The organism is Streptomyces sp. NPDC037410, from assembly GCF_055602235.1.
This window is the reverse complement of the sequence record NZ_JBVJWR010000028.1, coordinates 25,129-50,829: the sequence shown is the minus strand read 5'-3', so window position 1 is coordinate 50,829 and position 25,701 is coordinate 25,129. Positions and strand designations below refer to the sequence as shown.

General features: G+C 71.3%; 22 protein-coding genes and 2 riboswitches. Of the genes, 10 read left to right on the top strand and 12 right to left on the bottom strand.

Annotated elements, in window-relative coordinates; all coding sequences use genetic code 11:
• Positions 1-89: 89 nt before the first annotated feature.
• A riboswitch (glycine riboswitch) is annotated at positions 90-189 on the top strand.
• Between the two features lies 1 nt (position 190).
• Positions 191-316, top strand: a riboswitch (glycine riboswitch).
• A 61-nt stretch (positions 317-377) separates the two neighbouring features.
• The 4 genes from gcvT to ACZ7HT_RS32985 all read left to right on the top strand — a co-directional run bounded on the left by gcvT (position 378) and on the right by ACZ7HT_RS32985 (position 4,780).
• Positions 378-1,502 (top strand): glycine cleavage system aminomethyltransferase GcvT, encoded by a 1,125-nt coding sequence (gene gcvT, locus ACZ7HT_RS33000; RefSeq protein WP_471172741.1) that lies wholly within the window; start codon positions 378-380, stop codon positions 1,500-1,502.
• A gap of 77 nt (positions 1,503-1,579) precedes the next feature.
• Positions 1,580-1,960 (top strand): glycine cleavage system protein GcvH, encoded by a 381-nt coding sequence (gene gcvH, locus ACZ7HT_RS32995; protein WP_471172738.1) that lies wholly within the window; start codon positions 1,580-1,582, stop codon positions 1,958-1,960.
• 32 nt (positions 1,961-1,992) lie between these two features.
• The gene (locus ACZ7HT_RS32990; protein WP_093873992.1) at positions 1,993-3,261 is read left to right on the top strand and encodes a serine hydroxymethyltransferase; all 1,269 of its coding nucleotides are present in this window, start codon (positions 1,993-1,995) and stop codon (positions 3,259-3,261) included.
• A gap of 148 nt (positions 3,262-3,409) precedes the next feature.
• On the top strand, positions 3,410-4,780 hold the full coding sequence (locus ACZ7HT_RS32985; RefSeq protein ID WP_471172735.1) for an L-serine ammonia-lyase: 1,371 nt from the start codon (positions 3,410-3,412) through the stop codon (positions 4,778-4,780).
• A 55-nt stretch (positions 4,781-4,835) separates the two neighbouring features.
• Here ACZ7HT_RS32985 and ACZ7HT_RS32980 read toward each other — a convergent pair whose 3' ends face one another.
• Entirely contained in the window at positions 4,836-5,078 is a 243-nt protein-coding gene (locus ACZ7HT_RS32980) for a hypothetical protein (RefSeq protein ID WP_471172733.1), read from the bottom strand.
• A 193-nt stretch (positions 5,079-5,271) separates the two neighbouring features.
• Between ACZ7HT_RS32980 and ACZ7HT_RS32975 the strand changes: the two genes are divergently transcribed.
• Positions 5,272-5,826: a DUF7010 family protein gene (locus ACZ7HT_RS32975; protein ID WP_471172732.1), complete on the top strand. Its 555-nt coding sequence runs from the start codon at positions 5,272-5,274 to the stop codon at positions 5,824-5,826.
• A 70-nt stretch (positions 5,827-5,896) separates the two neighbouring features.
• On the opposite strand, the gene ACZ7HT_RS32970 is transcribed toward ACZ7HT_RS32975, so the two are convergent.
• Entirely contained in the window at positions 5,897-6,112 is a 216-nt protein-coding gene (locus ACZ7HT_RS32970) for an EF-hand domain-containing protein (RefSeq protein ID WP_471172730.1), read from the bottom strand.
• Between the two features lie 74 nt (positions 6,113-6,186).
• Here ACZ7HT_RS32970 and ACZ7HT_RS32965 point away from each other — a divergent pair, with 74 nt between their 5' ends.
• Positions 6,187-6,825, top strand: coding sequence for a GNAT family N-acetyltransferase (locus ACZ7HT_RS32965; RefSeq protein ID WP_471172729.1), 639 nt, complete (start codon positions 6,187-6,189; stop codon positions 6,823-6,825).
• Positions 6,826-6,883: 58 nt separating this feature from the next.
• Here the strand turns inward: ACZ7HT_RS32965 and ACZ7HT_RS32960 are convergent, their stop codons facing one another.
• The 6 genes from ACZ7HT_RS32960 to ACZ7HT_RS32935 form a co-directional block, all read right to left on the bottom strand.
• Positions 6,884-8,065 (bottom strand): YncE family protein, encoded by a 1,182-nt coding sequence (locus ACZ7HT_RS32960; RefSeq protein ID WP_471172727.1) that lies wholly within the window; start codon positions 8,063-8,065, stop codon positions 6,884-6,886.
• Positions 8,065-8,859, bottom strand: a complete 795-nt coding sequence (locus ACZ7HT_RS32955; RefSeq protein ID WP_471172726.1) for a polysaccharide deacetylase family protein — start codon at positions 8,857-8,859, stop codon at positions 8,065-8,067. The genes ACZ7HT_RS32960 and ACZ7HT_RS32955 overlap by 1 nt, the downstream gene beginning before the upstream one ends.
• Before the next feature lie 402 nt (positions 8,860-9,261).
• The gene (locus tag ACZ7HT_RS32950) at positions 9,262-9,768 is read right to left on the bottom strand and encodes an ATP-binding protein (RefSeq protein ID WP_471172724.1); all 507 of its coding nucleotides are present in this window, start codon (positions 9,766-9,768) and stop codon (positions 9,262-9,264) included.
• Between the two features lie 75 nt (positions 9,769-9,843).
• Positions 9,844-10,611 carry an enoyl-CoA hydratase/isomerase family protein gene (locus tag ACZ7HT_RS32945; protein WP_471172722.1) on the bottom strand — a complete coding sequence of 256 codons (768 nt, stop codon included), beginning with the start codon at positions 10,609-10,611 and terminating at the stop codon, positions 9,844-9,846.
• Positions 10,612-10,687: 76 nt separating this feature from the next.
• Complete coding sequence (locus ACZ7HT_RS32940) at positions 10,688-11,944, bottom strand: L,D-transpeptidase (RefSeq protein WP_471172720.1); 1,257 nt, start codon at positions 11,942-11,944, stop codon at positions 10,688-10,690.
• Positions 11,945-12,106: 162 nt separating this feature from the next.
• A complete protein-coding gene (locus ACZ7HT_RS32935) occupies positions 12,107-13,321 on the bottom strand; it encodes a L,D-transpeptidase (RefSeq protein WP_471172718.1) in 1,215 nt (404 codons plus the stop codon).
• Positions 13,322-13,485: 164 nt separating this feature from the next.
• Between ACZ7HT_RS32935 and glgX the strand changes: the two genes are divergently transcribed.
• Positions 13,486-15,690, top strand: a complete 2,205-nt coding sequence (glgX, locus tag ACZ7HT_RS32930) for a glycogen debranching protein GlgX (protein ID WP_471172717.1) — start codon at positions 13,486-13,488, stop codon at positions 15,688-15,690.
• A 7-nt stretch (positions 15,691-15,697) separates the two neighbouring features.
• Here the strand turns inward: glgX and ACZ7HT_RS32925 are convergent, their stop codons facing one another.
• Genes ACZ7HT_RS32925 through ACZ7HT_RS32910 form a run of 4 tightly spaced genes read right to left on the bottom strand, consistent with a single transcriptional unit; the run spans position 15,698 to position 19,291 of the window.
• Entirely contained in the window at positions 15,698-16,336 is a 639-nt protein-coding gene (locus ACZ7HT_RS32925) for a response regulator (RefSeq protein WP_471172714.1), read from the bottom strand.
• The gene (locus ACZ7HT_RS32920) at positions 16,333-17,631 is read right to left on the bottom strand and encodes a sensor histidine kinase (RefSeq protein WP_471172711.1); all 1,299 of its coding nucleotides are present in this window, start codon (positions 17,629-17,631) and stop codon (positions 16,333-16,335) included. The genes ACZ7HT_RS32925 and ACZ7HT_RS32920 overlap by 4 nt, the downstream gene beginning before the upstream one ends.
• A gap of 14 nt (positions 17,632-17,645) precedes the next feature.
• On the bottom strand, positions 17,646-18,389 hold the full coding sequence (locus ACZ7HT_RS32915; RefSeq protein ID WP_471172709.1) for an ABC transporter permease: 744 nt from the start codon (positions 18,387-18,389) through the stop codon (positions 17,646-17,648).
• On the bottom strand, positions 18,389-19,291 hold the full coding sequence (locus ACZ7HT_RS32910) for an ABC transporter ATP-binding protein (protein ID WP_471172707.1): 903 nt from the start codon (positions 19,289-19,291) through the stop codon (positions 18,389-18,391). Before ACZ7HT_RS32910 ends, ACZ7HT_RS32915 begins: the two co-directional genes overlap by 1 nt.
• A 143-nt stretch (positions 19,292-19,434) precedes the next feature.
• On the opposite strand from ACZ7HT_RS32910, the gene ACZ7HT_RS32905 reads away from it, so the two are divergent.
• The 3 genes from ACZ7HT_RS32905 to ACZ7HT_RS32895 all read left to right on the top strand — a co-directional run bounded on the left by ACZ7HT_RS32905 (position 19,435) and on the right by ACZ7HT_RS32895 (position 25,629).
• A complete protein-coding gene (locus ACZ7HT_RS32905; RefSeq protein WP_471172703.1) occupies positions 19,435-21,210 on the top strand; it encodes an ABC transporter ATP-binding protein in 1,776 nt (591 codons plus the stop codon).
• Positions 21,207-23,048: an ABC transporter ATP-binding protein gene (locus ACZ7HT_RS32900; RefSeq protein WP_471172700.1), complete on the top strand. Its 1,842-nt coding sequence runs from the start codon at positions 21,207-21,209 to the stop codon at positions 23,046-23,048. Before ACZ7HT_RS32905 ends, ACZ7HT_RS32900 begins: the two co-directional genes overlap by 4 nt.
• Positions 23,049-23,598: 550 nt before the next feature.
• On the top strand, positions 23,599-25,629 hold the full coding sequence (locus ACZ7HT_RS32895) for a M4 family metallopeptidase (protein ID WP_471172699.1): 2,031 nt from the start codon (positions 23,599-23,601) through the stop codon (positions 25,627-25,629).
• Positions 25,630-25,701: the final 72 nt, after the last annotated feature.

Below are 25,701 nucleotides of genomic sequence, written 5' to 3'. Positions count from 1 at the left end.
CGGCACAAGTGATTTGCCCCGCCGACACCGCGTGCGATGATGTGCGCGCCAGGCGCGCACAGTCGCCGTACAACCGCATACCGGCCGCTCGAATCCGCGCGGGAGAGTTCCGGACCGCCGAGCGCGTCCGGGCGCCGAAGGAGCAAGACCCTCCCTTGAATCTCTCAGGCCCCGTACCGCGTGGATGAGGCAGATCTGAAAAGCGGGACACCCCTGGGTGTCCCCACCCAAGGTGCAAGCCGACCACTCGGCGCCGTTTCGTCGGCGCCGGGATGCCCTCGGTGAACCTCTCAGGTTCCATGACAGATGGGGAGGACGTCCTCGCCCGTCATGTGTTTTCGTCACCGATCACGCCCTTGGGACCCGGGAGCCACCCCATGAGCACTGCCCCCCGTCTGACCGCCCTCGATGCCCTGCATCGTTCGCTGGGCGCGACCATGACCGACTTCGCCGGCTGGGACATGCCGCTGCGCTACGGCAGCGAGCGCGACGAGCACAACGCCGTCCGCACCAAGGCCGGCCTCTTCGACCTCTCCCACATGGGCGAGATCACCGTCACCGGCCCGCAGGCCGTGGAGCTCCTCGACCACGCCCTCGTCGGCAACATCTCGACCGTGGGCAACGGCCGCGCCCGCTACACGATGATCTGCCAGGAGAACGGCGGCATCCTCGACGACCTGATCGTCTACCGCCTCGGCGAGACCGAGTACATGGTCGTCGCCAACGCCTCCAACGCCCAGGTCGTCCTGGACGCCCTGGTCGCCCGCTCCGAGGGCTTCGACGCCGAGGTCCGCGACGACCGCGACGCGTACGCCCTGATCGCCGTCCAGGGCCCGGAGTCCCCCGGCATCCTGAAGTCGCTCACCGACGCCGACCTGGACGGCCTGAAGTACTACGCCGGCCTGCCCGGCACGGTCGCCGGCGTGCCCGCGCTGATCGCCCGCACCGGCTACACCGGCGAGGACGGCTTCGAGCTGTTCCTGAAGCCCGAGCACGCCGAGGGCGTCTGGAAGGCGCTGACCGAGGCGGGCGAGGGCGTCGGCCTGATCCCCTGCGGCCTGTCCTGCCGCGACACGCTCCGCCTGGAGGCGGGCATGCCGCTGTACGGCCACGAGCTGACCACGGCCCTCACCCCCTTCGACGCCGGCCTGGGCCGCGTCGTGAAGTTCGAGAAGACGACGAACGAGGGCCGCTTCGTCGGCCGCGAGGCCCTGGAGAAGGCCGCCGAGCGCGCCGAGACCGCCCCGCCGCGCAAGCTCGTCGGCCTGATCGCCGAGGGCCGCCGCGTCCCGCGCGCCGGCATGCAGGTCGTCGCGAACGGCGAGGTCATCGGCGAGGTCACCTCCGGCGCCCCGTCCCCGACCCTCGGAAAGCCGATCGCGATGGCGTACGTCGACGCGTCCCACGCCACGCCCGGGACCGAGGGCGTCGGTGTGGACATCCGCGGCACCCACGAGCCCTACGAGGTCGTGGCGCTGCCGTTCTACAAGCGCCAGAAGTGACGCAGTCGTCTCGTTCCGCGTCTCATCCCGTAAGACCCACGTTCATCAGTACTCCCCCGATCCAGGAGAATCAGGTCATGAGCAACCCCCAGCAGCTGAGCTACACCAAGGAGCACGAGTGGCTGTCGGCGCCGGTCGACGGCGTCGCGACGGTCGGCATCACGGAATTCGCGGCCAACGCGCTCGGTGACGTCGTCTACGCCCAGCTCCCCGAGGTCGGCGAGACCGTCACCGAGGGCGAGACCTGTGGCGAGCTGGAGTCGACCAAGTCCGTCAGCGACCTGTTCTCCCCCGTCACGGGCGAGGTCGTCGCGGCCAACCAGGACGTCGTGGACGACCCGTCCCTGGTGAACTCCGCTCCGTTCGAGGGTGGCTGGCTGTTCAAGGTCCGGATCTCCGAGGAGCCGAAGGACCTGCTCTCCATCGACCAGTACACCGAGCTCACCGCCGGGAACTGAGACCGGGCCCGAGACCCCCTAGGGATCGATTCATGTCGCTTCTGAACACTCCCCTCCACGAGCTGGACCCCGACGTCGCCGCCGCCGTCGACGCCGAGCTCCGCCGTCAGCAGTCCACCCTCGAGATGATCGCCTCGGAGAACTTCGCTCCGGTCGCGGTCATGGAGGCCCAGGGCTCCGTCCTCACCAACAAGTACGCCGAGGGCTACCCGGGCCGCCGCTACTACGGCGGCTGCGAGCACGTCGACGTGGCCGAGCAGATCGCGATCGACCGGATCAAGGACCTGTTCGGCGCCGAGTACGCCAACGTGCAGCCGCACTCCGGCGCCTCGGCGAACCAGGCCGCCCTGTTCGCGATCGCCCAGCCGGGCGACACGATCCTGGGTCTCGACCTGGCGCACGGCGGCCACCTCACCCACGGCATGCGCCTGAACTTCTCCGGCAAGCAGTTCAACGTGGTCGCGTACCACGTGGACGAGGCCGGTCTGGTCGACATGGCCGAGGTCGAGCGCCTCGCCAAGGAGCACCGCCCCAAGGTGATCATCGCGGGCTGGTCCGCCTACCCGCGTCAGCTGGACTTCGCCGAGTTCCGCCGGATCGCCGACGAGGTCGAGGCCTACCTGTGGGTCGACATGGCCCACTTCGCGGGCCTGGTCGCCGCCGGTCTGCACCCGAACCCGGTCGAGTACGCGGACGTGGTGACCTCCACCACGCACAAGACGCTCGGCGGCCCGCGCGGCGGCATCATCCTGGCGAAGAAGGAGTTCGCGAAGAAGCTGAACTCCTCGGTCTTCCCCGGTTTCCAGGGCGGCCCGCTGGAGCACGTGATCGCGGCCAAGGCCGTCTCCTTCAAGGTCGCGGCCTCGGAGGAGTTCAAGGAGCGCCAGCAGCGCACCCTGGACGGCGCCCGCGCGCTCGCCGAGCGCCTGGTCCAGGACGACGTCACCGCCCACGGTGTCTCCGTCCTGTCCGGCGGCACGGACGTGCACCTGGTCCTGGTGGACCTGCGCGACTCCGAGCTCGACGGCCAGCAGGCCGAGGACCGTCTCCACGAGGTCGGCATCACGGTCAACCGGAACGCCGTTCCGAACGACCCGCGCCCGCCGATGGTCACCTCCGGTCTGCGCATCGGCACGCCGGCCCTCGCGACCCGCGGCTTCCAGGCCGAGGACTTCGCCGAGGTCGCCGACGTCATCGCCGAGACCCTCAAGCCGGGCTTCGACGCCGACAAGGCCGCGGCCCTCAAGGCCCGGGTGACCGCTCTGGCGGACAAGCACCCGCTGTACCCCGGCCTGAAGTAATTTCGTACGCTTTAGTTCCGGTTTCGTTCGGACGAAGCTCCGGGGCACCACGCACACTGGACAGTGAGCGTGGTGCCCCGCTCCATGCTCAGCCTTTCTGCTCCACCCCGGCAGACAACGGCGTCTAGCCCCCACAAGGAGTCCTCCCGTGGCCATCTCGGTCTTCGACCTGTTCTCGATCGGCATCGGTCCGTCGAGCTCCCACACGGTGGGCCCGATGCGGGCTGCCCGGATGTTCGCCCGCCGCCTGAAGAACGAGGGCCTGCTCGCCCACACGGCCTCGATACGAGCGGAGCTGTACGGCTCGCTCGGCGCGACCGGCCACGGCCACGGCACCCCGAAGGCCGTCCTGCTCGGCCTGGAGGGCAACTCGCCGCGCACGGTCGACGTGGAGACCGCCGACGACGAGTTCGAGCGGATCAAGGCGAGCGGGAAGATCAACCTGCTCGGCGCCCACGAGGTCCCGTTCTCCTTCGACGACGACCTGATCCTGCACCGCCGCAAGGCGCTCCCGTACCACGCCAACGGCATGACGTGCTTCGCGTACGACGCCGAGGGCGGGCTCGTCCTGGAGAAGACGTACTACTCGGTCGGCGGCGGCTTCGTCGTCGACGAGGACGCGGTGGCCGGCGAGAGTCCGATCATCCCGGACGACACCGTCCTGAAGTACCCCTTCCGCACCGGCGACGAGCTGCTCCGCCTCGCCAAGGACACCGGCCTGTCGATCTCCTCCCTGATGCTGGAGAACGAGAAGGCCTGGCGCACCGAGGACGAGATCCGCGCGGGCCTCCTGGAGATCTGGCGGGTCATGCAGGCCTGCGTCGCGCGCGGCATGTCCCGCGAGGGCATCCTGCCGGGCGGCCTGAAGGTCCGCCGCCGCGCCGCCACCCTGGCCCGCAAGCTGCGCTCCGAGGGCGACCCGACGGCGCACGCGATGGAGTGGATCACTCTGTACGCGATGGCCGTGAACGAGGAGAACGCGGCGGGCGGCCGGGTGGTCACCGCCCCGACGAACGGCGCGGCCGGCATCATCCCGGCGGTCCTGCACTACTACATGAACTTCGTCCCCGGCGCCGACGAGGACGGCATCGTCCGCTTCCTGCTCGCGGCGGGCGCGGTCGGCATGCTCTTCAAGGAGAACGCCTCGATCTCCGGCGCCGAGGTCGGCTGCCAGGGCGAGGTCGGCTCGGCCTGCTCGATGGCGGCGGGCGCGCTCGCCGAGGTCCTCGGCGGCAGCCCGGAGCAGGTGGAGAACGCGGCCGAGATCGGCATGGAGCACAACCTGGGCCTGACCTGCGACCCGGTCGGCGGCCTGGTCCAGATCCCGTGCATCGAGCGGAACGGCATGGCCTCGGTCAAGGCCGTCACGGCGGCGAAGATGTCGATGCGCGGCGACGGCAGCCACCTGGTCTCCCTCGACAAGGTCATCAAGACCATGAAGGAGACGGGCGCCGACATGAGCGTCAAGTACAAGGAGACCGCGCGCGGCGGTCTCGCGGTGAACATCATCGAGTGCTGAACCGTTTGCGCACACGGCCGGCCGGCCCCGGGACCCCCGGGGCCAGCCGTTCGCGTCAGGCGCGGACCCAGAGGACGATGATGTCCTGGCGGTCGGCGCTGAAGGGCTCGCAGGTGAAGACCGGGCCCCAGGTCCGGTAGCCGGCCCGGCCGGCGGCCTGGCAGTCGGCGTACGAGGAGTAGGAGCTGTTCGCGTAGTAGCCCGGTCCGGGGTTGGCCTGTGCGGCGCCGGCGGCGCCGAGCGCGAGGGCTCCGGCGGTCACGGCGGCGGCGAGAGCGGCTGCGGTGCGGCGGTACATGGCATTGCCTCCTGAAAACGCCGGGATGCCCCGGCGGAGTGCGTGACGATGCGATGTGGTGCGGTACGTCCGGCTGCGCAGCCGTGGATGACCGTATCGTCACGGACAGTGGCACACAATAGGTCTAGGCCAATCCGTCGGAGGTCACCGGAAACCGACCCCGCCGTCGGGTTTCCGCTGTAGTGTCCGCGCCATGACCGTCGAACACATGGACGCCGCGTGCGACGACCTGACCCGGACCCTGCGGCGCCGGGGCGGGCTCGTCCTCGCCGTCTTCGGCCTGGTCTGGGCACTCGCGGGCGGCTCGGGGACATCCTTCGCGACACCGGTCACGGTCGTGGCGCTCGCGGTGACGATCGCCGCGGCGGAGCGGGCGTTCCGGGGCACCGCCGGGCCGGTGACGCGCACCGTACGGCTGCCGGAGAAATGGAACCGCGGGGTCGGTCTGGTCAACGCGGCCGAACTGGTCGCGATCTTCGCCGTGATCGCCGCGTCGAACGCCTCGGGACGGCCGGAGCTCATCCCCTTCGGGATCTGCCTCGTCGTGGGGCTGCACTTCTTCCCCCTGGCCCGCCTCTTCGACCAGCGGCAGTACCGGTGGGCCGCGATCCTCCTCACGGCGGTCGCCCTGGCCGGGCTCGCCGTCCTCGCGGCCGGCGCCGGCGCGGAGACCGTACGCGCGGTGGTGGGCCTGGGCGCGGCGCTCGTGCTCTGGGGCACGTCCTTCCACGTCACCCTGCGGGGCTGACGCGTGAGACACACCGAGGCCCGGGCGGGCGGCGACTCGGGTCGCCCCGCCCGGACCTGCGGGGTCAGGCTCAGGCCTTGCTGTAGTGGCCCCAGAACTCGTCCCAGGACAGCACGCCGTCACCGTTGTCGTCACGCTGCTTGATGATCGCCTCGGCGACCGTCTCGGTGACGTTGAAGTCGCCCAGCTGCGCCATGACGTGCTTGTACTCCGCGGCGGTGATGAAGCCATCGCCGTCCACGTCGAACTTGTTGAATGCCGTACGTGCCGACTCGATGTCCGCCACTGCGTCCGCCCCTTCTTGGTGCTTTTCTGACGGGGGTCAGATTAGCTGGCCGCGCGCTGCAGGATGATGGGGGCATGAGCGACGAGGTGGCACGGATCCTGGCGGCGGCGGCAGGCGGGTCGTTCCCGCCCCCGGACGGTTCGACGACGGTGGTGCCGCAGCCGGGTCCCCGGGACGCGGGGGTGCTCGCCTTCACCGCCCACTCGGTGGTCTTCACGGACGCCGACCCGGAGTGGGTACGGGCCGAGCTGGCGGCCACGTCGAGCGATCCGCTCGCCGCGAGCATGAACCCGGCCTTCCTCCTCGCCCTGATGGCCCGCACCGGCCGCCACATGAACACCATCGACCTGCTCACGGTGGCGGACGCCCTGCCCGGCCCTCCGCCCCTTGAGCTCCGCGAGATCGACGACCCGGAGCACCCCCGGGTGGCGCGGGCGCTGAAGTTCCGCGACGACGTCCGGGTGTGGGCGGCCGACGGCGGGGTCCTCGTCCTGGGCCGGGGCGTCGCGGGCCGCTGGGAGGCGGCGATCGAGGTGGACGAGGAGGTGCGCCACCGGGGCCTGGGCCGGGCCCTGGCGACGGCGGCCCGCCACCTCACCCCGGGCGGGGTGGTGTGGGCCCAGCAGTCCCCGGGGAACGCCCGCAGCGTCCGTGTCTTCCAGGCGGCGGGCTACCGCCCGGTGGCCTCGGAGGCGCTCCTGATCGCCGGCTGAGCCGCCGGCGGAGGATCCCGGCCGAGCCGCCGCCTGCCGGAGGATCCCGGCCGAGCCGCTACCGGAAGATTCCCGTGTGGCCGAGGGAGTAGCGGCCCGGCTGGGGGTAGACGGCCAGGCCGTGGGGGCCGCTGCCGACGGGGATGCGGGCCAGCTGCTTGCCGGTCGTGGTGTCGATCGCGTACACCTCGGCGTCGTAACGCCCGGAGAGCCACAGGACCTTGCCGTCGGCGGAGACCCCGCCCATGTCGGGGGAGCCGCCGTTGGGGAGCTTCCACTTCTTGGTGAGCTTGTTCTGCTGGAAGTCGAAGACGGAGACCGTTCCCTCGCCGCGGTTGGAGACGTACATCTCGCGCGAGTCGCGGCTGATGTAGAGGCCGTGGCAGCCCTTGCCGGTGGGGAGCAGCGTGGGGGTGGTGAACTTCTCGCCGTCCAGGACCCACATGCCGTGGGCCATCATGTCGGCGACGTAGAAGGTCTTGCCGTCCGGGGAGATCTTCACGTCCTGCGGCATGGCGCCCTCGAAGGGCAGTTTCTGCTGGCCGATCACCTCCATCTTCTCGGTGTCGACCTTGAGGAGTTCGCCGGAGAACTCGCAGGAGACGATGAAGTACCGCCCGTCGGCGGAGAAGTCGGCGTGGTTGACGCCGTAGCAGCTGACGGGGACGGACTTCTTCCGTTCCATGGTGTGCGGGTCGCGGAAGACGAGTTCGCGGTCGAGCGAGGCCATGACGACGGCGTACTTGCCGTTCGGCGTGAAGTAGAGGTTGTACGGGTCGTGCACCTCGACGGGCTTGCCGGCGACGCCGGTGGCGGGGTCGATGGGGGTGAGGGTGTGGCCCCGGTCGTTGTTGACCCAGAGGGTCTTCATGTCCCAGGAGGGGACGACGTGCTGGGGCTGGAGGCCGACCGGGATGGTCTCGACGACCTGGTAGGTGGCGGGGTCGATGACGGAGACGGTGTTGGAGTTGGTGTTGGGGACGTAGACCCGGGAGGGGAAGTTCTTCACCACCGGCGAGAGCCGGTTCGGCCGGTCGGCGGCGTAGACGTCGTGCGGGTCGAGCAGGGGCGGCATGCCGGGGAGTCCGGCGGGGGCGGCGGCCGGCTTGGGCACGGCGGGGGCTGCGGCCTTCTTCACGGGGGCGGCGCCCTCGGGGTCGTTCGCGCCGCCGCAGCCGGCGAGGCCGACGAGGAGGGCGGCGGCGAGGAGGATCCGGGATCTCTTGTCGAGGTGTGCCATCAGCTCAGCAGCTCCGTGGTGGTGACCGCGCTCAGGCCGCGGCGGTCGAGTTCGGCGAGGAGGAGGGGCAGCGCGACGGCGGTGCCGGGGTAGCCGAAGTGCAGGCTGACCACGGATCCGGCGCGGACCGTCCCGGTGACGTTGCGGACGACGGCCGCGGCACCGGGCGAGGTGTAGTCGAGGGAGTCGACGTCGTACGAGAGGACGTGCGGGTATCCGGCGCGCCGTGCGGCGCGCAGGACGGCGGGGCCGGCGTGCGGGGTGCGGGAGGGGCGGAACCAGGTGCCGACGGAGCCGGTGAGCCGGCGCAGCCGGGTGGCGCAGGCCTCGATCTCGGCGAGGGCCCCGTCCTCGGTCATGGCGTCGACGTCGATGTGGTGCTGGGTGTGGTTGCCGAGGTCGTGGCCGCCGTCGAGGACGCGCCGGGCCATGTCGGGGTGCTCGTCGAGCCAGGTGCCGACGGCGAGGACGGTGACGCGGGCGCCGGCCTTCTCGGCCTGGGTGAGGAGCCGGTCGGCGAGGGCGGGGTCGCCCTGGCCGTGGAAGGTGAGGGCGACTCGGGGCCGGTCGCGGGGGCCGTGGGTGATCTCGTCCGGCTGTCCGGGGAAGCGGCGGGGCGCCGGGGCGGCGAGGGGCGCGGGGTGGTGCCCGGCGGCGGAGGCGGGCGCGGGGGCGGGGTGGTGCCCGGCGGCGGGGGCGGGGCGGGGTTCCGTGCCGCAGGCGGTGGCGAGGGCTCCCGCGAGGGCCGCGGCCGCGCCCGCGCGGAGGGCTCCTCGGCGGTCGGTCGGCTTCACGCGACCATTCAAGAGGGATGCCGCCCGATTGGTCACGATTAGGCCAATTCAGGACGTTTGCGACGCCACTCCCGACGTCCAGCATGCGGACGAGCCCCGGAAACACCCGATGAACCGCATAGCCATTCACTGTTTACAAGGTGGGTGCTACACGTCACCAACGATTCATCATCGAACTGTCCGCTTTTGATCCGTCTTGCCCTGCTAGGGACTTTTGGCGACAAGGCCCCCCGTCTGCCATAGTCGGAGACACGACCCCCATTGACCCGGGCCAGGTCGACTTGGCGCCGTGGATACACCCCCCCGTCCACGGCGCACCACACGAAAGCCCCCAGGCGACTCACCACAGGCGCACGGGGGCTTCCGTGCGTCCGGGAGCAGTCCGGGGGCGCGGCCGCGGCGTCAGGACCGGTCCACGACCCGCATCTCGAACCAGGTCGTCTTGCCGCGCGGCGCCAGATCCACGCCCCAGCGGTCGGCGAGCTTGTCGACGAGGAAGAGGCCGCGGCCGCTGATGTCGAGCTCGTGCACCGGCATCAGACAGGGCAGCCCCCGCGAAGGGTCGCGCACCTCGATCCGGATCCAGCCGCGGCGCCGCTGTAACCGCAGCGCGAAGACACGGGCCCCGGTGTGCCGGACGGCGTTCCCGACGAGCTCCGAGACGAGGAGCACCGCGTGCTCGGCGAACTGCGGGCCGAGATTCCACTGCCGCAGCACGACGTGCTGGGTGAGCCTGCGGGCCACCCACGCGGACTCGGGGCGGGACGGCAGCCGGACGTCCTCGTCCGCCGGGTTGCCGTACAACTCCACCTGCTCGGCGGCCTGTTCGTCGTCCACGGCCGGTGACCACCGCGGCGCGGCCGCGCTCGCGCGCTGCCGCGGTTGTTCCCTACCCTCCAGGCCCGCCATGCCCCCCATCATGGAGGCACCGAGCCTTCCGCGGGGGCCGTTCCGATGGAATCGGCCCCCACTCGTGAAGGATCGTCAGGCGAACTTCGCCTTCCCCGGCCCCTCCTCGACGAAGCTCCGCATCCCGGTCTCGCGGTCCTCGGTGGCGAACAGCGCCGAGAACCAGGTCCGCTCGATGGCGAGACCGGTGTCGATGTCGGCCTCCAGACCCTGGTCGATCGCCTCCTTCGCGGCCCGCAGGGCGACGGCCGGGCCCTGCGCCAGCTTGGCGGCCCAGGCGTGCGCCTGCTCGTACACCTCGGCGGCGGGGACGACCCGGTCGACCAGACCGAGCGTCAGGGCCTCGTCGGCCTTCACCATCCGGCCGGTGAAGATGAGGTCCTTGGCCTTGGAGGGGCCGATCAGCCGGGAGAGTCGCTGGGTGCCGCCCGCGCCGGGGATGAGGCCGAGCAGGATCTCCGGCTGGCCCAGCTTGACGTTGTCGGCGGCGATCCGGTAGTCGGCGCAGAGCGTGAGCTCGCAGCCGCCGCCGAGCGCGTACCCGGTGATCGCGGCGACGACCGGCTTGGGGATGCGGGCGATGGCGGTGAAGGCGTCCTGGAGGGCGCGCGAGCGCTTGACCATGGCCACGTGGTCCATGACCTGCATCTCCTTGATGTCCGCGCCGGCCGCGAACACCTTCTCGCCGCCGTAGAGGACCACGGCCCGCACGTCGTCGCGGTCGGTCACCTCCTGGGCCAGCTCGCGCAGCCGGTCCTGGGTGGCAATGTCCAGCGCGTTCATCGGGGGGCGGTCGAGACGGATCGTGCCGACGCCATCGGCGACTTCGAGGTTCACAGTCATGAGGAAAGGTTAGTAGCCGTTAACGCGAAGGGGCCCGGTGCTGTTGCTCACAGCACCGGGCCCTTTCAGGAGGGATCTAGGCGATCCACTCCGACCAGTCCATGTTCCAGCCGTTGAGGCCGTTGTCCGGCTGGATCTGCTTGTCCTTCGAGTTCTTCACGATGACGACGTCACCGATGAGCGAGCGGTCGAAGAACCAGGCGGCCGGGGTCGAGCCGTCGCCCGCGCCGCGGGCGTCGCGCAGACCGACGCAGCCGTGGCTGGTGTTGGTGTTGCCGAAGATCCCCGGCGAGCCCCAGTAGTTGCCGTGCACGAAGGTGCCGGAGCTGGACAGGCGCATCGCGTGCGGCACGTCCTTGATGTCGTACTCGCCGCCGAAGCCGACGGTGGCCCCGTTCATGCGGGTCACCTTGTACTTCTCGCTGATGACCATCTGCCCGTTGTACGTCGTCGTGGACGGCGCGCCCGCGCTGATCGGGATGGTCTTGATGATCTTGCCGTCGCGCTCGACCTCCATGGTGTGCGCGGAGGCGTCCACCGTGGAGACCTGACGGCGGCCGATGGTGAAGGAGATCGTCTTCTTCTGCTTGCCGTAGACGCCGGGGCGGCCCTCGACGCCGTCCAGGTTCAGCGCGACCGTCACCTTGGTGCCGGCGGCCCAGTAGTCCTTGGGACGGAAGTCGAGGCGGTCGTTGCCGAACCAGTGGCCCTCGATCTGGACGGCCGGGACGGCCGTCACCTTGATGGCCTTCTCGACGGCCTCGGGGTCGGTGATGCCCCGGGTGAAGTTGATGGACACCGGCATGCCGACGCCGACGGTCGAACCGTCCTCGGGCGTGTACTGGCCGATGAAGGTGTTCTTCGGGACCAGCGTCGTGAAGGTGGTGTCCTTCGCCGACTCGCGGCCGTCGGCGTCCTTCGCGATCGCGTGGACCTTGTACTGGGTGGCCGCGGCCAGGTGCGCGGTCGGCGACCAGCTGGCGCCGTCCGCGGCGATCTTGCCCTCGATCGCGGAGCCCTTGGAGTCGGCGACCGTGACCGTGGTCAGCTTGCCCTGCTCCGCCGAGATCTTCAGCGCACCGCTGGTGGCGACCGAGTCGGCGCCGTCCTTCGGAAGGATCGTCACGACCGCCTGGGAGGCCGCGTTCTCCTGCTTGCCGCCGCCCTGCGCGGCCGGACCCTGTCCCCCCGCACCGCCGCCGGTGGCGGTCTCACCGCCGCCGCAGGCGGTCAGGACCAGGAGCATCGCCCCCGCCGCCAGGGCCTGCAGCTTGACGCCCCCGCGCCGCCGCCTGCTCTTGACCGATGCCCCCGATATCGGCTGCCCGTTCACTGTGGTCTTCTCCCCTCGCACGGCCTGGCAATGCCACGGCCCCACCCCCGTGCGCATTCACTCGCGCACACAGCGCTAGATAATCACACGGCAGGACACGAAAGCTCCTCGCGAATGTCACCGTTCGGCACCAGTCAAGTGGTACGGGGCGGTCCGGATCCACTACATCGCGGAGCCGGACTTCCACTCGTCCCACCCCAGGTTCCAGCCGCCGAGACCGTTGTCGGGGGCGACCTCCTTGTCCTGGGAGTTGACCACCTCCACCACGTCGCCGATCAGCGTCCGGTCGAAGAACCAGCCCGCGGGCGATTCCGCGCTGCCGCCCTTCTCGTCCCGCAGCCCCACACAGCCGTGACTGACGTTCGCCGAGCCGAAGGTGGAGGCGTCGGCCCAGTAGTTGCCGTGCAGGAAGGTCCCCGAGTCGGTGAGACGGATCGCGTGCGGCACGTCCTTGATGTCGTACTCCCCGCCGAAACCGACCGTCCTGCCGTCCATCCGGGTCACGTCGTACAGCTCGGTGGCGACCATCTTCCCGTTGTACGTGGTCGTCTTCGGCGCGCCCGCGGTGATCGGGACCGTGGCGAGGAGCTCGCCGTCCCTGCGGACCTCCATCGTGTGCGCGGCGGCGTCGACCAGGGAGACCTGGGAGCGGCCGACGGTGAAACCGACCGTCTTGCGCTGGATGCCGTACACCCCGGGCGCCCCCTCGACGTCCCGCAGCCCGAGCTCGACGGTGACCCTCGTGCCGGGCCGCCAGTACGCGGCGGGGCGGAAGTCGAGCCGCTCCTTGCCGAACCAGTGCCCGACGACCTCGACCGGCGGCTCCGAGGTGACCCGGATGGCCCGCTCCACCTCGGCGCGGTTCTCGATCGGCCGGTTGAAGCCGAAGGAGACGATCATGCCGGTGCCGACCGTGGAACGGTTCTCCGGCTTGAAGTAGCCGATGAAACGGGACCCGGGGACGACCGTGGTGAAGGTGGTGTGCCGGGCCGAGCGGCGGCCGTGCCCGTCGAGCGCGACCGCGTCCACGCTGTACTTGGCGGCCAGCGCCAGGCGGGTGCCCGGCCGGGGCCGCCAGCGCAGCCCGTCGGCCGAGACCGCCCCGGCGACCTCGGCCCGCCGGCCGTCCTCGACCTGGACGACGGTCACCCGCTCCAGGCGCCCGCTGTCCACCTTCACCTCGACGGGCCCGCCGGCCGGCACCGCCCGGCTGCCGTCCTCCGGGCTCACCCGGATGACGTCGCCCGGGGCCCGCGCCTTACCCGGCAGGCTGACGTCGATGCCGCCACCGCCGTCCGCCGCCGTGCAGCCCACGAGGCCCGCCAACAGTCCCGCCACCGCGAGGGCGCGCCCCGCCCGCTTCCATACAAAGGTCACGCCCGGCCCAACGACGGCCACCCTCCAGGGGAAACGTGCGTGCGGGTCATGTTGGGAGGACGGCCGTGCGGGCAGAACAGGGGGAGGACCACGCGCGGGAGCGACGGCCGGGACGCCGCCGCTCCTCCGGGTGCGGGCCCGACGAGCCGCGGGAGGCCGGGACGGTGACGAGCGCAGCCGAGCAGGAGGCGGTGTCCGAGCATGCCCCGGAGCGGGCCGGGCCACCGGTGTGGCCGGGGGCGCCGACGCCGCTCGGGGCCCGCTGCCGGGTCGGGCCCGGCGAGGTGACGGGCACCAACTTCGCCCTGTGGGCGGGCGGGGCGGAGGCCGTGGAGCTGTGCCTCTTCGACGCCGGCGGGACGGAGACCCGGCTCCCGCTGACGGAGCTGACGCACGAGATCTGGCACGGCTTCGTGCCGGGCGTCGGTCCTGGACAGCGGTACGGCTACCGGGTGCACGGCCGCTGGGACCCGTGGACGGGCGCCCGCTGGAACCCGGCGAAGCTGCTCCTCGACCCGTACGCGAGGGCCGTCGACGGCGAGTTCGGGGCGCTGCCCCCGGAGGCGTACGGACACGTCCGGGACTGGCCCCAGCAGCACGTGGCCGACACCGTCCGCGACGAGCGGGACTCCGCCCCGTACGTCCCGAAGGGGGTCGTCGTCCATGACGACGACGACTGGTCCGACGACCGCAGGCCCAAGACGCCCTGGCAGGACTCGGTCATCTACGAGCTGCACGTGAAGGGCTTCACGAAGCTGCACCCCGGCGTCCCGGAGCAGCTGCGGGGCACGTACGCGGGGCTGGCCCACCCGGCCGCGATCGACCACCTCGTACGCCTCGGGGTGACGGCGGTCGAACTCCTGCCGGTCCACCAGTTCGCCCACGAGGACCACCTCCTCCGGCGCGGCCTGCGCAACTACTGGGGCTACAACTCGATCGGCTACTTCGCGCCGCACGCCGGCTACTCGTCCTCGGGGACGACCGGGCAGCAGGTCGGCGAGTTCAAGCGGATGGTGCGGGCCCTGCACGCGGCCGGGATCGAGGTCATCCTCGACGTCGTCTACAACCACACGGCGGAAGCGGGCGAGCTGGGCCCCACCCTGTCCTTGAAGGGCATCGACAACCGCGGCTACTACCGTCTGCAGTCCGACGCCCGCCGGTACGCCGACTACACGGGCTGCGGGAACACGCTGCACGTCGTGCAGCCGCAGGTCCTCCGCCTCATCACCGACTCCCTGCGGTACTGGGTGACGGAGATGGGCGTCGACGGCTTCCGCTTCGACCTGGCGGCGGCTCTGGCCCGCTCCTTCCACGACGTCGACATGCTCTCCCCGTTCCTCGCGGTCATCGCCCAGGACCCGGTCCTGAGGAGGGTGAAGCTCATCGCGGAGCCCTGGGACGTGGGGAACGGCGGCTACCAGGTGGGCGCCTTCCCTCCGCTCTGGACCGAGTGGAACGACCGCTACCGGGACGCCGTACGGGACTTCTGGCGCGGGGCGCTGCCCGACGTGCGGGACCTCGGCTACCGGCTCTCCGGCTCCAGCGACCTGTACGCCTGGGGCGGGCGGCGCCCGTACGCCTCGGTCAACTTCGTCACCGCGCACGACGGCTTCACCCTCCGCGACCTCGTCACGTACGAACGCAAGCACAACGAGGCCAACGGCGAGGGCAACCGGGACGGCACCCACGACAACCGCTCCTGGAACTGCGGGACGGAGGGAGAGACGGACGACCCCGCGGTCAACGCCCTCCGGCTCCGTCAGCAGCGCAACCTCCTCACCACGCTCCTCCTGTCCACCGGGGTCCCGATGCTCGTCGCCGGCGACGAGACGGGCCGCACGCAGGGCGGCAACAACAACGCGTACTGCCAGGACAACGCACTCGGCTGGCTGGACTGGACCCTCGTGGAGGACCCCGGCCGGGCGGACCTCCTGGCCCTCACCCGCCGGCTCCTCGCCCTCCGCCACCGCCACCCGGTCCTCCGCCGCCGCGCCTTCTTCTCCGGGCGGCCGCAGGGCGCGGACGGGCTGCGGGACCTCGCCTGGTTCACCGCCGAGGGCACGGAGATGACGGAACGGGACTGGTACGCGCCCACGGCCACGCTCGGGCTCTATCTGTCGGGCCGCGACATTCCCGGCCGGGACGAGCGGGGCGAGCAGATCACCGACGACAGCTTCCTCGCCGTCCTCCATGCCGGCGCCCGCCCGCTGGACTTCCGCCTCCCGGGCGCGCCGTGGGCGACGACGTACGAACTCCTGGTGGACACGGCCCGCGCGGACCAGTCGGCGCCTCCGGGCACGCTCCACCAGGGCGGCGCCACGCTTCCGGTGGGGGCACGCTCGACGGTGCTGCTACGGGTCCGCGAGTGACGTGCCGTCAGGCGCCGCCCAGGATCCCCCGGTCGTAGCCCGTCGCGACCGCCGCCGCGCGGTCCTTCACGCCCAGCTTCGCGTAGATGTGGGTGAGGTGGGTCTTGACCGTCGCCTCGCTGATGAACAGCTCCGCGGCGATGGCCCGGTTCGCCGTGCCCTTCGCGACGAGCGCGAGGATCTCGCCCTCACGGGCGGAGAGGGCGCTGTCGGCCGCGGGCGCGCGGACGGCCGTGACCAGGCGGGAGGCGACGGTCGGCGAGAGGACCGTACGGCCCGACGCGGCCGCCCGTACGGCCGCGAACAGCTCCTCGCGGGGCGCGTCCTTGAGGAGGTAGCCGGTGGCTCCGGCCTCGATCGCCGGGAGGGTGTCGGTGTCCGTGTCGTACGTGGTGAGGACGAGGACCCGGGAGCGGGCCCCGCGCCGGGTGAGCTCGGCGATGGCGTCCACGCCGCCGCCACCGGGCATGCGCAGGTCCATGAGGACGACGTCGGGGTCGAGTTCCAGGGCGAGTTCGACGCCCCGGACACCGTCGGGGGCCTCGCCGAGGACGCGGAAGCCGGAGCCCTCGGCGGCGAACATGCCGCGCAGGCCGTCCCGTACGACGGGATGGTCGTCGACGATCAGAAGCGTGATCTCTGTCATGGCGCGCCCAACGGTACGCGAGCGGAGATCGCCGTGCCCTCGCCCGGCGCCGTCTCGACGGTGACCGTGCCGGCGAGGCGCTCCGCACGGGCCCGCATGCCGTCGAGTCCGAACCCGCCGCCGTCGCCACGCCGTTCGGCCCGGGCGAGCGGGTCGAAGCCGTGGCCGTCGTCCCGTACGTCCAGGGTGATCTCGTCGCCCATGTAGGAGAGGGTGACGCCGGCCCGCCCGGCCCCGGAGTGGCGGGCGGCGTTCGACAGGGCCTCCTGGGCGATCCGCAGCAGGGTGGCGGCGACCTCGTCGTGGAGCGGGGCCTCGGTGCCGGTCACGGTGAACCGGGCGTCGACACCGGTCCGTTCGGCCCACTCGGCGACCGTCTTGCGGAGGGCCTCCGGGAGGCCGTCGTGCTCCAGGGCCACCGGGCCGAGGTTCCGCACGGAGCGCCGGGCCTCGCCGAGGCTGTGCCGGGCGAGGTCCGCGGCCCGCCGCAGGTGCGCCTCGGCGTGCTCCGGGCCGGGCGCGGCGGACGCGGCCTGGAGCTGGGTGACGATCCCGGTGAGGCCCTGCGCGAGGGTGTCGTGGATCTCGGCGGCGAGCCGGCGCCGCTCGTCGGCGACCCCGGCCTCCCGGGCCTGGAGGAGGAGCTGGGCCTGGAGGGCGGAGTTCTCGGCGAGGGCCTGTTCGAGGCGGCTGTTGGCCCGCCCGAGTTCGGCGATGGTGGCGGCCCGCTCGGCGGCCTTCTCGGCGTCCTTCCCGGCGAGGTGGGCGAAGCCGAGGGAGAGCGCGCCGTTGAGGGCGAGGAGACCGCCGAAGGCGAGCCACTGCACGAGGGAGGCGGGCGGCAGACCGCCGGACTGGGAGCCGGCCATGGTGACGGCGGTGACGAGGAGCCCGGCGCGGGAGAACCGGCGGGGCAGCAGGTGGTCGGCGTCGAAGTAGCCGACGCAGGCGTAGATCGCGAAGAAGGGGTTGAGCCAGGTCAGGGCGAAGGCGAGCCCGGTGCGCAGGACGAAGTAGGCGGCGGAGGCGGTCCCGGGAGCCGCCGGTACGAGCACCGGTCCGCCCTCCGGCGTCTCGGGCCCCCAGCCCTCGGCGGCGACGACCCGGCGGCAGCGCAGGTCCCACACCGTCTGGAGGCTCAGCACGGCCACCACGAGCAGACCGGCCGCCAGCATCCCCGTACCGCCCATGAACAGGTCCGCCGACGCCCCGGCGATGACGCAGGCCACGGCGAGCAGTCCGTACGGTCCCCAGCGGAAGAACTGCCGCCAGCGCTCCTCGACGGTGATGGGCACCCCGCCGCCCCCTCTCACTCCCAGCGGAACCAGCGCACCGCGGCGCCGGTCAGCACGGCCGTCCACAGGGCCATCACCCCGAGCGCCGTCCAGCCGGGCCAGCCGCCCGAGGCCGCCGAGTCGAGGGCCTGGGACGCGGCGCCGAGCGGGGTGAGCCCCACGATCCGCTGCAGGGTATCCGGCATGGCCTGGACGGGCACCCAGACGCCGGCCGTGAACATCGTCGGGAAGAAGACGGCGGAGCCGACGGCGGTGGCGATCTTCTGCGTCCGGGAGACCGCGCACACCGCGGAGCCGAGCGCGAGCCCGGAGGCGATGGCGAGCAGCAGCGCCAGGAGATACCCCGCGAAGTTCTCCGGCAGGGCGACGTCGAAGGCGATCCGCCCCACCACGAGCACGAGCGACGCGGAGACGAGCGCGGCCGCGGCGTGCAGCACGAGCTGAGCCGTGAGCAGCGCCCCGGGCCGGACGGGGGTGGTGGACATCCGGCGGAGGATGCCGCGCTCGCGGTAGCCGGACAGGACGGGCGGCATCGCCTGGATCCCGGCCATGATCAGGGCGAACAGGACGGCGACCGGCACGTACAGGTCGATCACGCGTCGCCCGCCGAGCTCCGCGGAGGCCTCCCGGAAGGACGGGACGAAGCCGCCGAGGATGACGAGCAGCAGGGTCGGCGAGAGCATCACCCAGAACAGGGCGCCGGGTTCGCGGGTGAAAAGGCGCGTCTCGGCACGCAGAACGGCGACAGAGGGGTTCATCACAGGTCGGTTCCCGTCAGGTCGAGGTAGGCGTCGTCGAGGGTGGCGTCGACGACCCGGAGCTGGCCGGCCGTGACGCCCTCGCGGGCGAGGAGGGAGACGAAGGCGGTGACGGTCTCGTCGGTGCCGCCGACGACGGTCCGGCCCTCGGCCGTCCGGACGGAGACGACACCGGGCAGGAACCGCAGCGAGGCCGGGTCGACCGGGGTCCGCGCGTCGAAGGAGATCTCCTTGGCGGCCGAGGCGCGGCCGATCAGCCCGCCGGGGGTGTCGAGCGCGGCGATCCGCCCCCGGTCGAGGACGGCGATCCGGTCGCAGAGCCGCTGCGCCTCCTCCATGAAATGGGTGACGAGCAGCACGGTCACCCCGGAGTCCCGGAGGGACTCGACGAGCGCCCACACCTCCCGCCGTGCCCGCGGGTCGAGTCCGGTGGTGAGCTCGTCGAGGACGACGACCCGCGGGTCGCCCAGGAGGGCGAGGGCGATGAACAGCCGCTGCTGCTGCCCGCCGGACAGCTTCCCGAACCGGGTCCGCAGATGCGGGTCTAGCCCGAGGCGCTCGGCGAGCGCGCGCCGGTCGGCGGGCCGCTCGTGGAAGGAGGCGTACAGGTCGAGCGCCTCGCGGACTGTCAGCTTGGCCTGGAGCTCGCTCTGCTGGAGCTGCACGCCCAGGACCCGGGTGACCTCGTCGCGCTGGGTGGCGGGGTCGTACCCGCACACGCGCACCCACCCCTCGTCGGGGGTCCGCAGTCCCTCGACACACTCCACGGTGGTCGTCTTGCCGGCGCCGTTGGGGCCGAGGATCCCGAAGATCTCCCCCTCGCCGACCTCGAACGACACCCCGTCGACGACCTTCCGGCCGCCATACGTCTTGTGCAGTCCCCGCACCTCGATCGCTGTCATGCCCTCAGCCTGTCGAAGGCGCGGAACACCGACCATCGGCCATCGCGCTCGACCCGGCATCAACCGATCGGCTGATGCCGCGGTACGACCCGGCCGGAAAACCGGATGAGACGTGTCAGTGGCGAACCGTAGGGTCGCACCTGATGCCCGAGAACCCAGACACCCCGCCCTCCGACCGCTCGACGGTCCGCGTCCTGCTCCGTCTCTGGCCCTATGTACGGCCCGTGCGGTCCCGGCTGTTCACGGCCGCGTTCGTCGCGATCGTCGCCTCCTGCCTGTCCCTGGTGATCCCCCTGGTCCTCAAGTGGCTGGTGGACGGCCCCGTCGCGAACGGCGACCCCGGGGGCGTCTGGCTCGGAGCTCTCTACCTCCTGCTCCTGGGCATGACCGAGGCCGTCCTGTTCGGCTTCCGCCGCTGGCTGGTGGCGCGCCCGCTGGCCGGCGTGGAGGCCAGGATGCGCGCCGACCTGTACGGCAGACTCCAGCGGCTCCCGATCGCCTTCCACGACCGGTGGGCGTCCGGGCAGCTGCTCTCGCGCGGGACGACGGACCTGATGCTGGTCCGGATGTTCCTGGCCTTCCCGCTGACCTTCCTCCTGGTCAACGCAGTAACCATCCTCGCCGGTTACGTCCTCCTCCTGGCCCAGGACTGGACGCTCGGCCTCGTACTGCTGACGCCGGTGATCCCCCTGATGATCGTCATCAACCTCTTCGAGGGCCGGTACGGGGTGGTGGCCCGCAGGTCCCAGGACCAGGTGGGCGACCTCACCACCGTGGTCGAGGAGAGCGTCCTGGGCATCCGGATCGTGAAGGGCTTCGGCCGGCACCGCAGCCAGGCGAAGGCGTTCCACGACCTCGCCGGACAGCTCCGCGGCACGGAACTGGCCAAGTCGCGGCTGCTCGCGGTCATCTGGGCGGTCATCACCGCCGTACCGGAACTGGCCATCGGAACCGCGCTCGTGCTCGGCACGGTGCAGGTCGCCGACGGGAACCTGTCGGCGGGCACCCTGGTCGCGTTCCTGTCGACGGCCCTGGCGCTGCGCTGGCCGGTGGAGTCGATCGGCTTCCTCCTGGCGATGAGCCAGGAGGCGGCGACGGCGACGGAACGGTACTTCGAGGTGATGGACGCCGACGAAGAAAGAAACACCACCACCCACACCCCACCCACCGCCACCTCCGAAGGGGTCCACTTCGAAGGCGTCACGTTCCGCTACCCGGACGCCCCCGAGGGGACAGCCCCCGTCCTGGACGGCATCGACCTCCACATCCGCCCCGGCGAGACCCTGGCTCTGGTCGGCGGCACGGGCTCCGGCAAGACGACCCTCACGGCCCTCGTACCGCGCCTGCACGAGGCGACGACGGGCCGCATCCTCCTGGACGGCGAGGACATCGCCCTCATGGAACGGGAGAGGCTCCGCTCCCTCGTCTCGATGGCGTTCGAGGAGCCGACGCTGTTCTCGGCGAGCGTCGGCGAGAACGTCCTGATGGGCGTAGAGGAAGGAGGCGACCCCGAACTGCGCCGCGCACTGGGCGTCGCCCAGGCGGACGACTTCGTCGATCGGCTGCCGGACGGCACGGCGACACAGGTCGGCGAGCAGGGCCTCAGCCTCTCCGGCGGCCAGCGACAGCGCCTGGCCCTGGCCCGCGCGGTGGTCGGCAGGCCCAGGTTCCTGGTCCTGGACGACCCGCTCTCGGCCCTCGACGTCCACACGGAGGCCCGGGTCGAGGCGGCCCTGCGGGAGGTCCTCCGGGAGACGACGGCCCTGGTGGTGGCGCACCGCCCGTCGACGGTGATGCTCGCCGACCGCGTCGCGCTGCTCTCGCAGGGCCGGATCGCGGCCGTAGGCACCCACCAGGAACTGCTGCGCACCAGCGCCGAATACGCCTGGCTGATGACGGGCGAGGGGAAGACCAGATGACGGAAAAGACACGGGAAACACAGCAAGCCCCAGAATCCGAACCGCCCTCGGACCCCTTCGACCGCGACGACCTGCCCGCGCCGCCGGGAGCGACGGGCGCCCTGCTCCGCTCCCTCCTGGCCGCCCACCGGACGCGGGTCGTGATCGCGGCGCTGATCCTCCTCGTCAGGGAGGCGGCGCTGCAGGCGGGCCCGCTGCTCGTCGCGTACGCGATCGACCGGGCGGTCCCGGCGTTCCGCGCGGGAGACCACGGCCCGGTCATCGCCGTGGCGACGGGCTACCTGCTCTGCGCGGCCCTGTCGGGCGTCCTCCAGTACGCGTTCGTCCGAGGAGCGGCCCGGATCAACCAGGACGCGCTGCTCGACCTGCGGGGCCGGATCTTCCGCCACGCACAGGTGCTCAGCGTCGACTTCCACGAGCGGTACACATCGGGCCGCCTGATCTCCCGCTCGACCACGGACGTCGAGTCACTCCGCGAACTGCTCCAGGAGGGCCTGCAGGAACTGATCGGCGTGGTCCTCTCCTTCCTCTCGATCTCCCTGGTCCTCCTCTACCTGGACTGGGGCATAGGAGCGGTGGCAGTAGCGAGCTTCGTCCCCCTCTCCTGGCTGATCCGCGTCTACCAACGGCGAGCGGGCGAGGTGTACGCGGAGCGCTCCACGGCCATCGCGGGCGTGATCGTGAAGTTCGCGGAGACGATGAACGGCATCCGCCCGGTCCGCGCGTTCCGCCGGGAACGGGCCAACGACGCCGAGTTCGCGGCGCTCAACCACCGCCACGAACGCAGCAACGGCGACGCCCTCCTCGAAATGGCCCGCTACGTCGTGGGCTCCCGCCTGGTGGCGAACACGGCGATAGCCGGCATGTGCCTCTGGGGCGCGTACAGAGTCGCCGCCGGAACACTGGAACTGGGCGTACTGGCGGCGGCGGTCCTCTACATGCGCCGCCTGTACGACCCGATCGACCGCCTGGGCATGTTCCTGAACTCGTACGAGTCGGCAGCGGCGTCCCTCACCAAGATCGCCGGCCTCCTGGCCCAGGCCCCGGGCGTCCCGGAGACGAAGAACCCCCGAGAACTCCCCACCCGCCCCGCCGAACCGGGCAGGGAGATCGAATTCAAAAACGTCAGATTCGCCTACCGAACAGGAGGCGAGGTCCTCCCGAGCTTCGACCTGAAGATCCCCGCAGGCCAAACACTGGCGGTGGTAGGCGCGACAGGCGCGGGCAAATCAACCCTGGCCAAGCTCCTGGCCCGCTTCTACGACCCGACGGACGGCCAAGTCCTCCTGGACGGCGTGGACCTCCGCGACCTGACGACACCGAACCTCCGCCGCGGAGTAGTCATGGTCACCCAGGAGGCGTTCCTCTTCTCCGGCACGGTGGCCGAGAACATAGCGATCGGCCGCCCGGACGCGACGCGCACGGAAATCGAGCAAGCGGCAAAAGCAATCGGAGCACACGAGTTCATCACCGGACTCCCCGAGGGCTACGACACGGACGTCCGCAAGAGAGGCGGCCGCATCTCGGCCGGCCAGCGCCAACTGGTGGCCTTCGCCCGCGCCCTCCTGGCGGACCCCGCGGTCCTGATCCTGGACGAGGCGACGAGCTCACTGGACGTGCCGGGCGAACGAGCGGTGCAACGAGCGATGGACACGGTCCTGGCAGGCCGTACGGCAGTAGTGATCGCCCACCGCCTCTCCACGGTAGAAGTGGCGGACCGAGTCCTGGTCATGGAACGGGGCCGCATCATCGAAGACGGCCACCCCTCCGCACTCGTGAAGGACGAGGGCCACTACGCGAGCCTGCACCAGGCGTGGCGGGACAGCCTGGTGGGCTGACGGCCGACGGACAGGAGTGGGGGGCGTGGAGGGAGTCGCGTTCGGGACGTAAAGCGTGATTTGTGGCGCCCCGGCGCCGTAAATCATGCAGTCCCGAACGCGACTCCCGGAACGCCCCCCACGCCCCACCCACGACCTCACCGCCGCCGCACCGGAGGGAACGAAATGAGCCACGGCGCGACACGACGCCGCCGACCGCCCCGCACCCCCTCCGCCACGCCGCCACCCGTGCCCCCGACGGCGAATCCGCCCTCAACAGAACACAAAACAACACAGCGACCCTGATCACCGAAACGTCCGGTTAACGAACACAGACATTCGGGCACCGGACGGTTTCCGGCCAACTTCCCGATGCACTCCTGACAGGTACCCGTCAGTTCTGTCACTCTCTCCCCGGTTCTTCGCACCAAAGTTCACCGCGTCACCCGATCGGGTTCTACCCGGACGGGTCCCGCGTCACAAGCAGAAGTACCCGCTCCACAGCTCTCCTTGCACCGCCCGGACGGACTCACCCAAGCCCGCCGGTACCCCCCTCGCATAAGGAGTCTGCGTGAGATCCACGCCCAGCCGTCGTGCCACCGCGACCGGCGCTCTGATCGCTGCCGCCGCCATGCTCACCCTCGGCGTCCAGTCCGGCACCGCCTCCGCCGGCACCTTCGGGACCGCCGCCCCCGCCGCGGGACACTCCCTCGGCAAGGTCAACCCGGGCAAGCTCCCGGCCGACCTCTCCCCCGCCCAGCGCGCCGCGCTGATCAAGGCGGCGGACGCGGACAAGGCCACCACGGCCAAGTCCCTCGGCCTCGGCGCCCAGGAGAAGCTGGCCGTCAAGGACGTGGTCCAGGACCGCGACGGCACGACCCACACGCGCTACGAGCGCACCTACGCCGGGCTGCCCGTCCTCGGCGGCGACCTGATCGTCGACGAGTCCAAGGCCGGCGCCACGACCGGGGTCATCAAGGCGAACCGCGCCGAGCTCAAGAACGTCGACCTCGCCGCCACCGTCGCCCCGGCCGCCGCCGAGAAGCAGGCCCTCGGCCTCGCCGCCGCGGACGGCTCGAAGAAGACCGCCGCCGACCGCGCCCCGCGCAAGGTCGTGTGGATGGCCCAGGGCGCGCCCGTCCTCGCGTACGAGACCGTCGTCGGCGGCCTCCAGCACGACGGCACCCCGAACCAGCTGCACGTCATCACGGACGCCAAGTCCGGCGCGAAGCTGTTCGAGTGGCAGGGCATCGAGACCGGCATCGGCAACACGATGTACAGCGGCCAGGTCACCCTCGGCACCGCGCCCTCGTACTCGCTGACGGACACCACCCGCGGCAACCACAAGACGTACAACCTCAACGGCGGTACGTCGGGCACCGGGACGCTGTTCACCAACACCACGGACACGTGGGGCAACGGCCTGGCCACCAACAAGGAGACCGCGGGCGCGGACGCGCACTACGGTGCCGCGCTCACGTGGGACTACTACAAGAACGTCCACGGCCGCTCCGGCATCCGCGGTGACGGCGTCGGCGCGTACTCCCGCGTCCACTACGGCAACGCCTACGTGAACGCGTTCTGGGACGACTCCTGCTTCTGCATGACGTACGGAGACGGCACCAGCAACACCCACCCGCTCACGTCGATCGACGTGGCCGCGCACGAGATGACGCACGGCGTCACCTCCAACACGGCCGGCCTGATCTACAGCGGCGAGTCCGGCGGCCTCAACGAGGCCACCTCGGACATCTTCGCGGCGGCGGTCGAGTTCTACGCCAACAACCCCACCGACAAGGGCGACTACCTCGTCGGCGAGAAGATCGACATCCGCGGCAACGGCACCCCGCTGCGCTACATGGACAAGCCGAGCAAGGACGGCTCGTCCAAGGACTCGTGGTACTCGGGCATCGGCAACATCGACGTCCACTACTCCTCGGGCCCGGCGAACCACCTCTTCTACCTGCTCTCCGAGGGCAGCGGCGCCAAGGTCGTCAACGGCGTGAGCTACGACTCGCCGACCTCCGACGGCCTGCCGGTCACCGGCATAGGCATCGACAAGGCCCGCCTGATCTGGTTCAAGGCGCTGACGACCAAGTTCAGCTCCTCGACCAACTACGCGGGCGCCCGCACGGGTGCCATCGCCGCGGCCACCGACCTCTACGGCGCGAGCAGCCCCGAGGTCGCGGCCGTCCAGGACGCCTTCGCCGCGATCAACGTGGGTCCGCGCTCCGGCGGCGGCACCCCCGGCGGCACGGTCTTCACGAACGACACCGACGTGGCCATCCCGGACTACCCGGGTGCCGCGGTCACCTCGACGGTCAACGTCACCGGCATCACCGGCAACGCGCCGAGCAACCTGGCCGTCGGCGTGGACATCGTCCACACCTGGTCCGGTGACCTCGTGGTCGACCTCGTCGCCCCCGACGGCTCGGTCTACAACCTGAGCAACCGGGCCGGCGGCAGCGCCGACAACATCCAGCAGACGTTCTACGTGAACGCCTCCACGGAGGTCGCGAACGGCGCCTGGAAGCTCCGCGTCCAGGACAAGGCGGGCGCGGACACCGGTTACATCAACAGCTTCAAGCTGACCTTCCCGTAAGCGCCTGAGCGCCTAGGCGCTCAAGCCGCACGGGAGCGGGAGCCCGGAGGGAATGTTCCCTCCGGGCTCCCG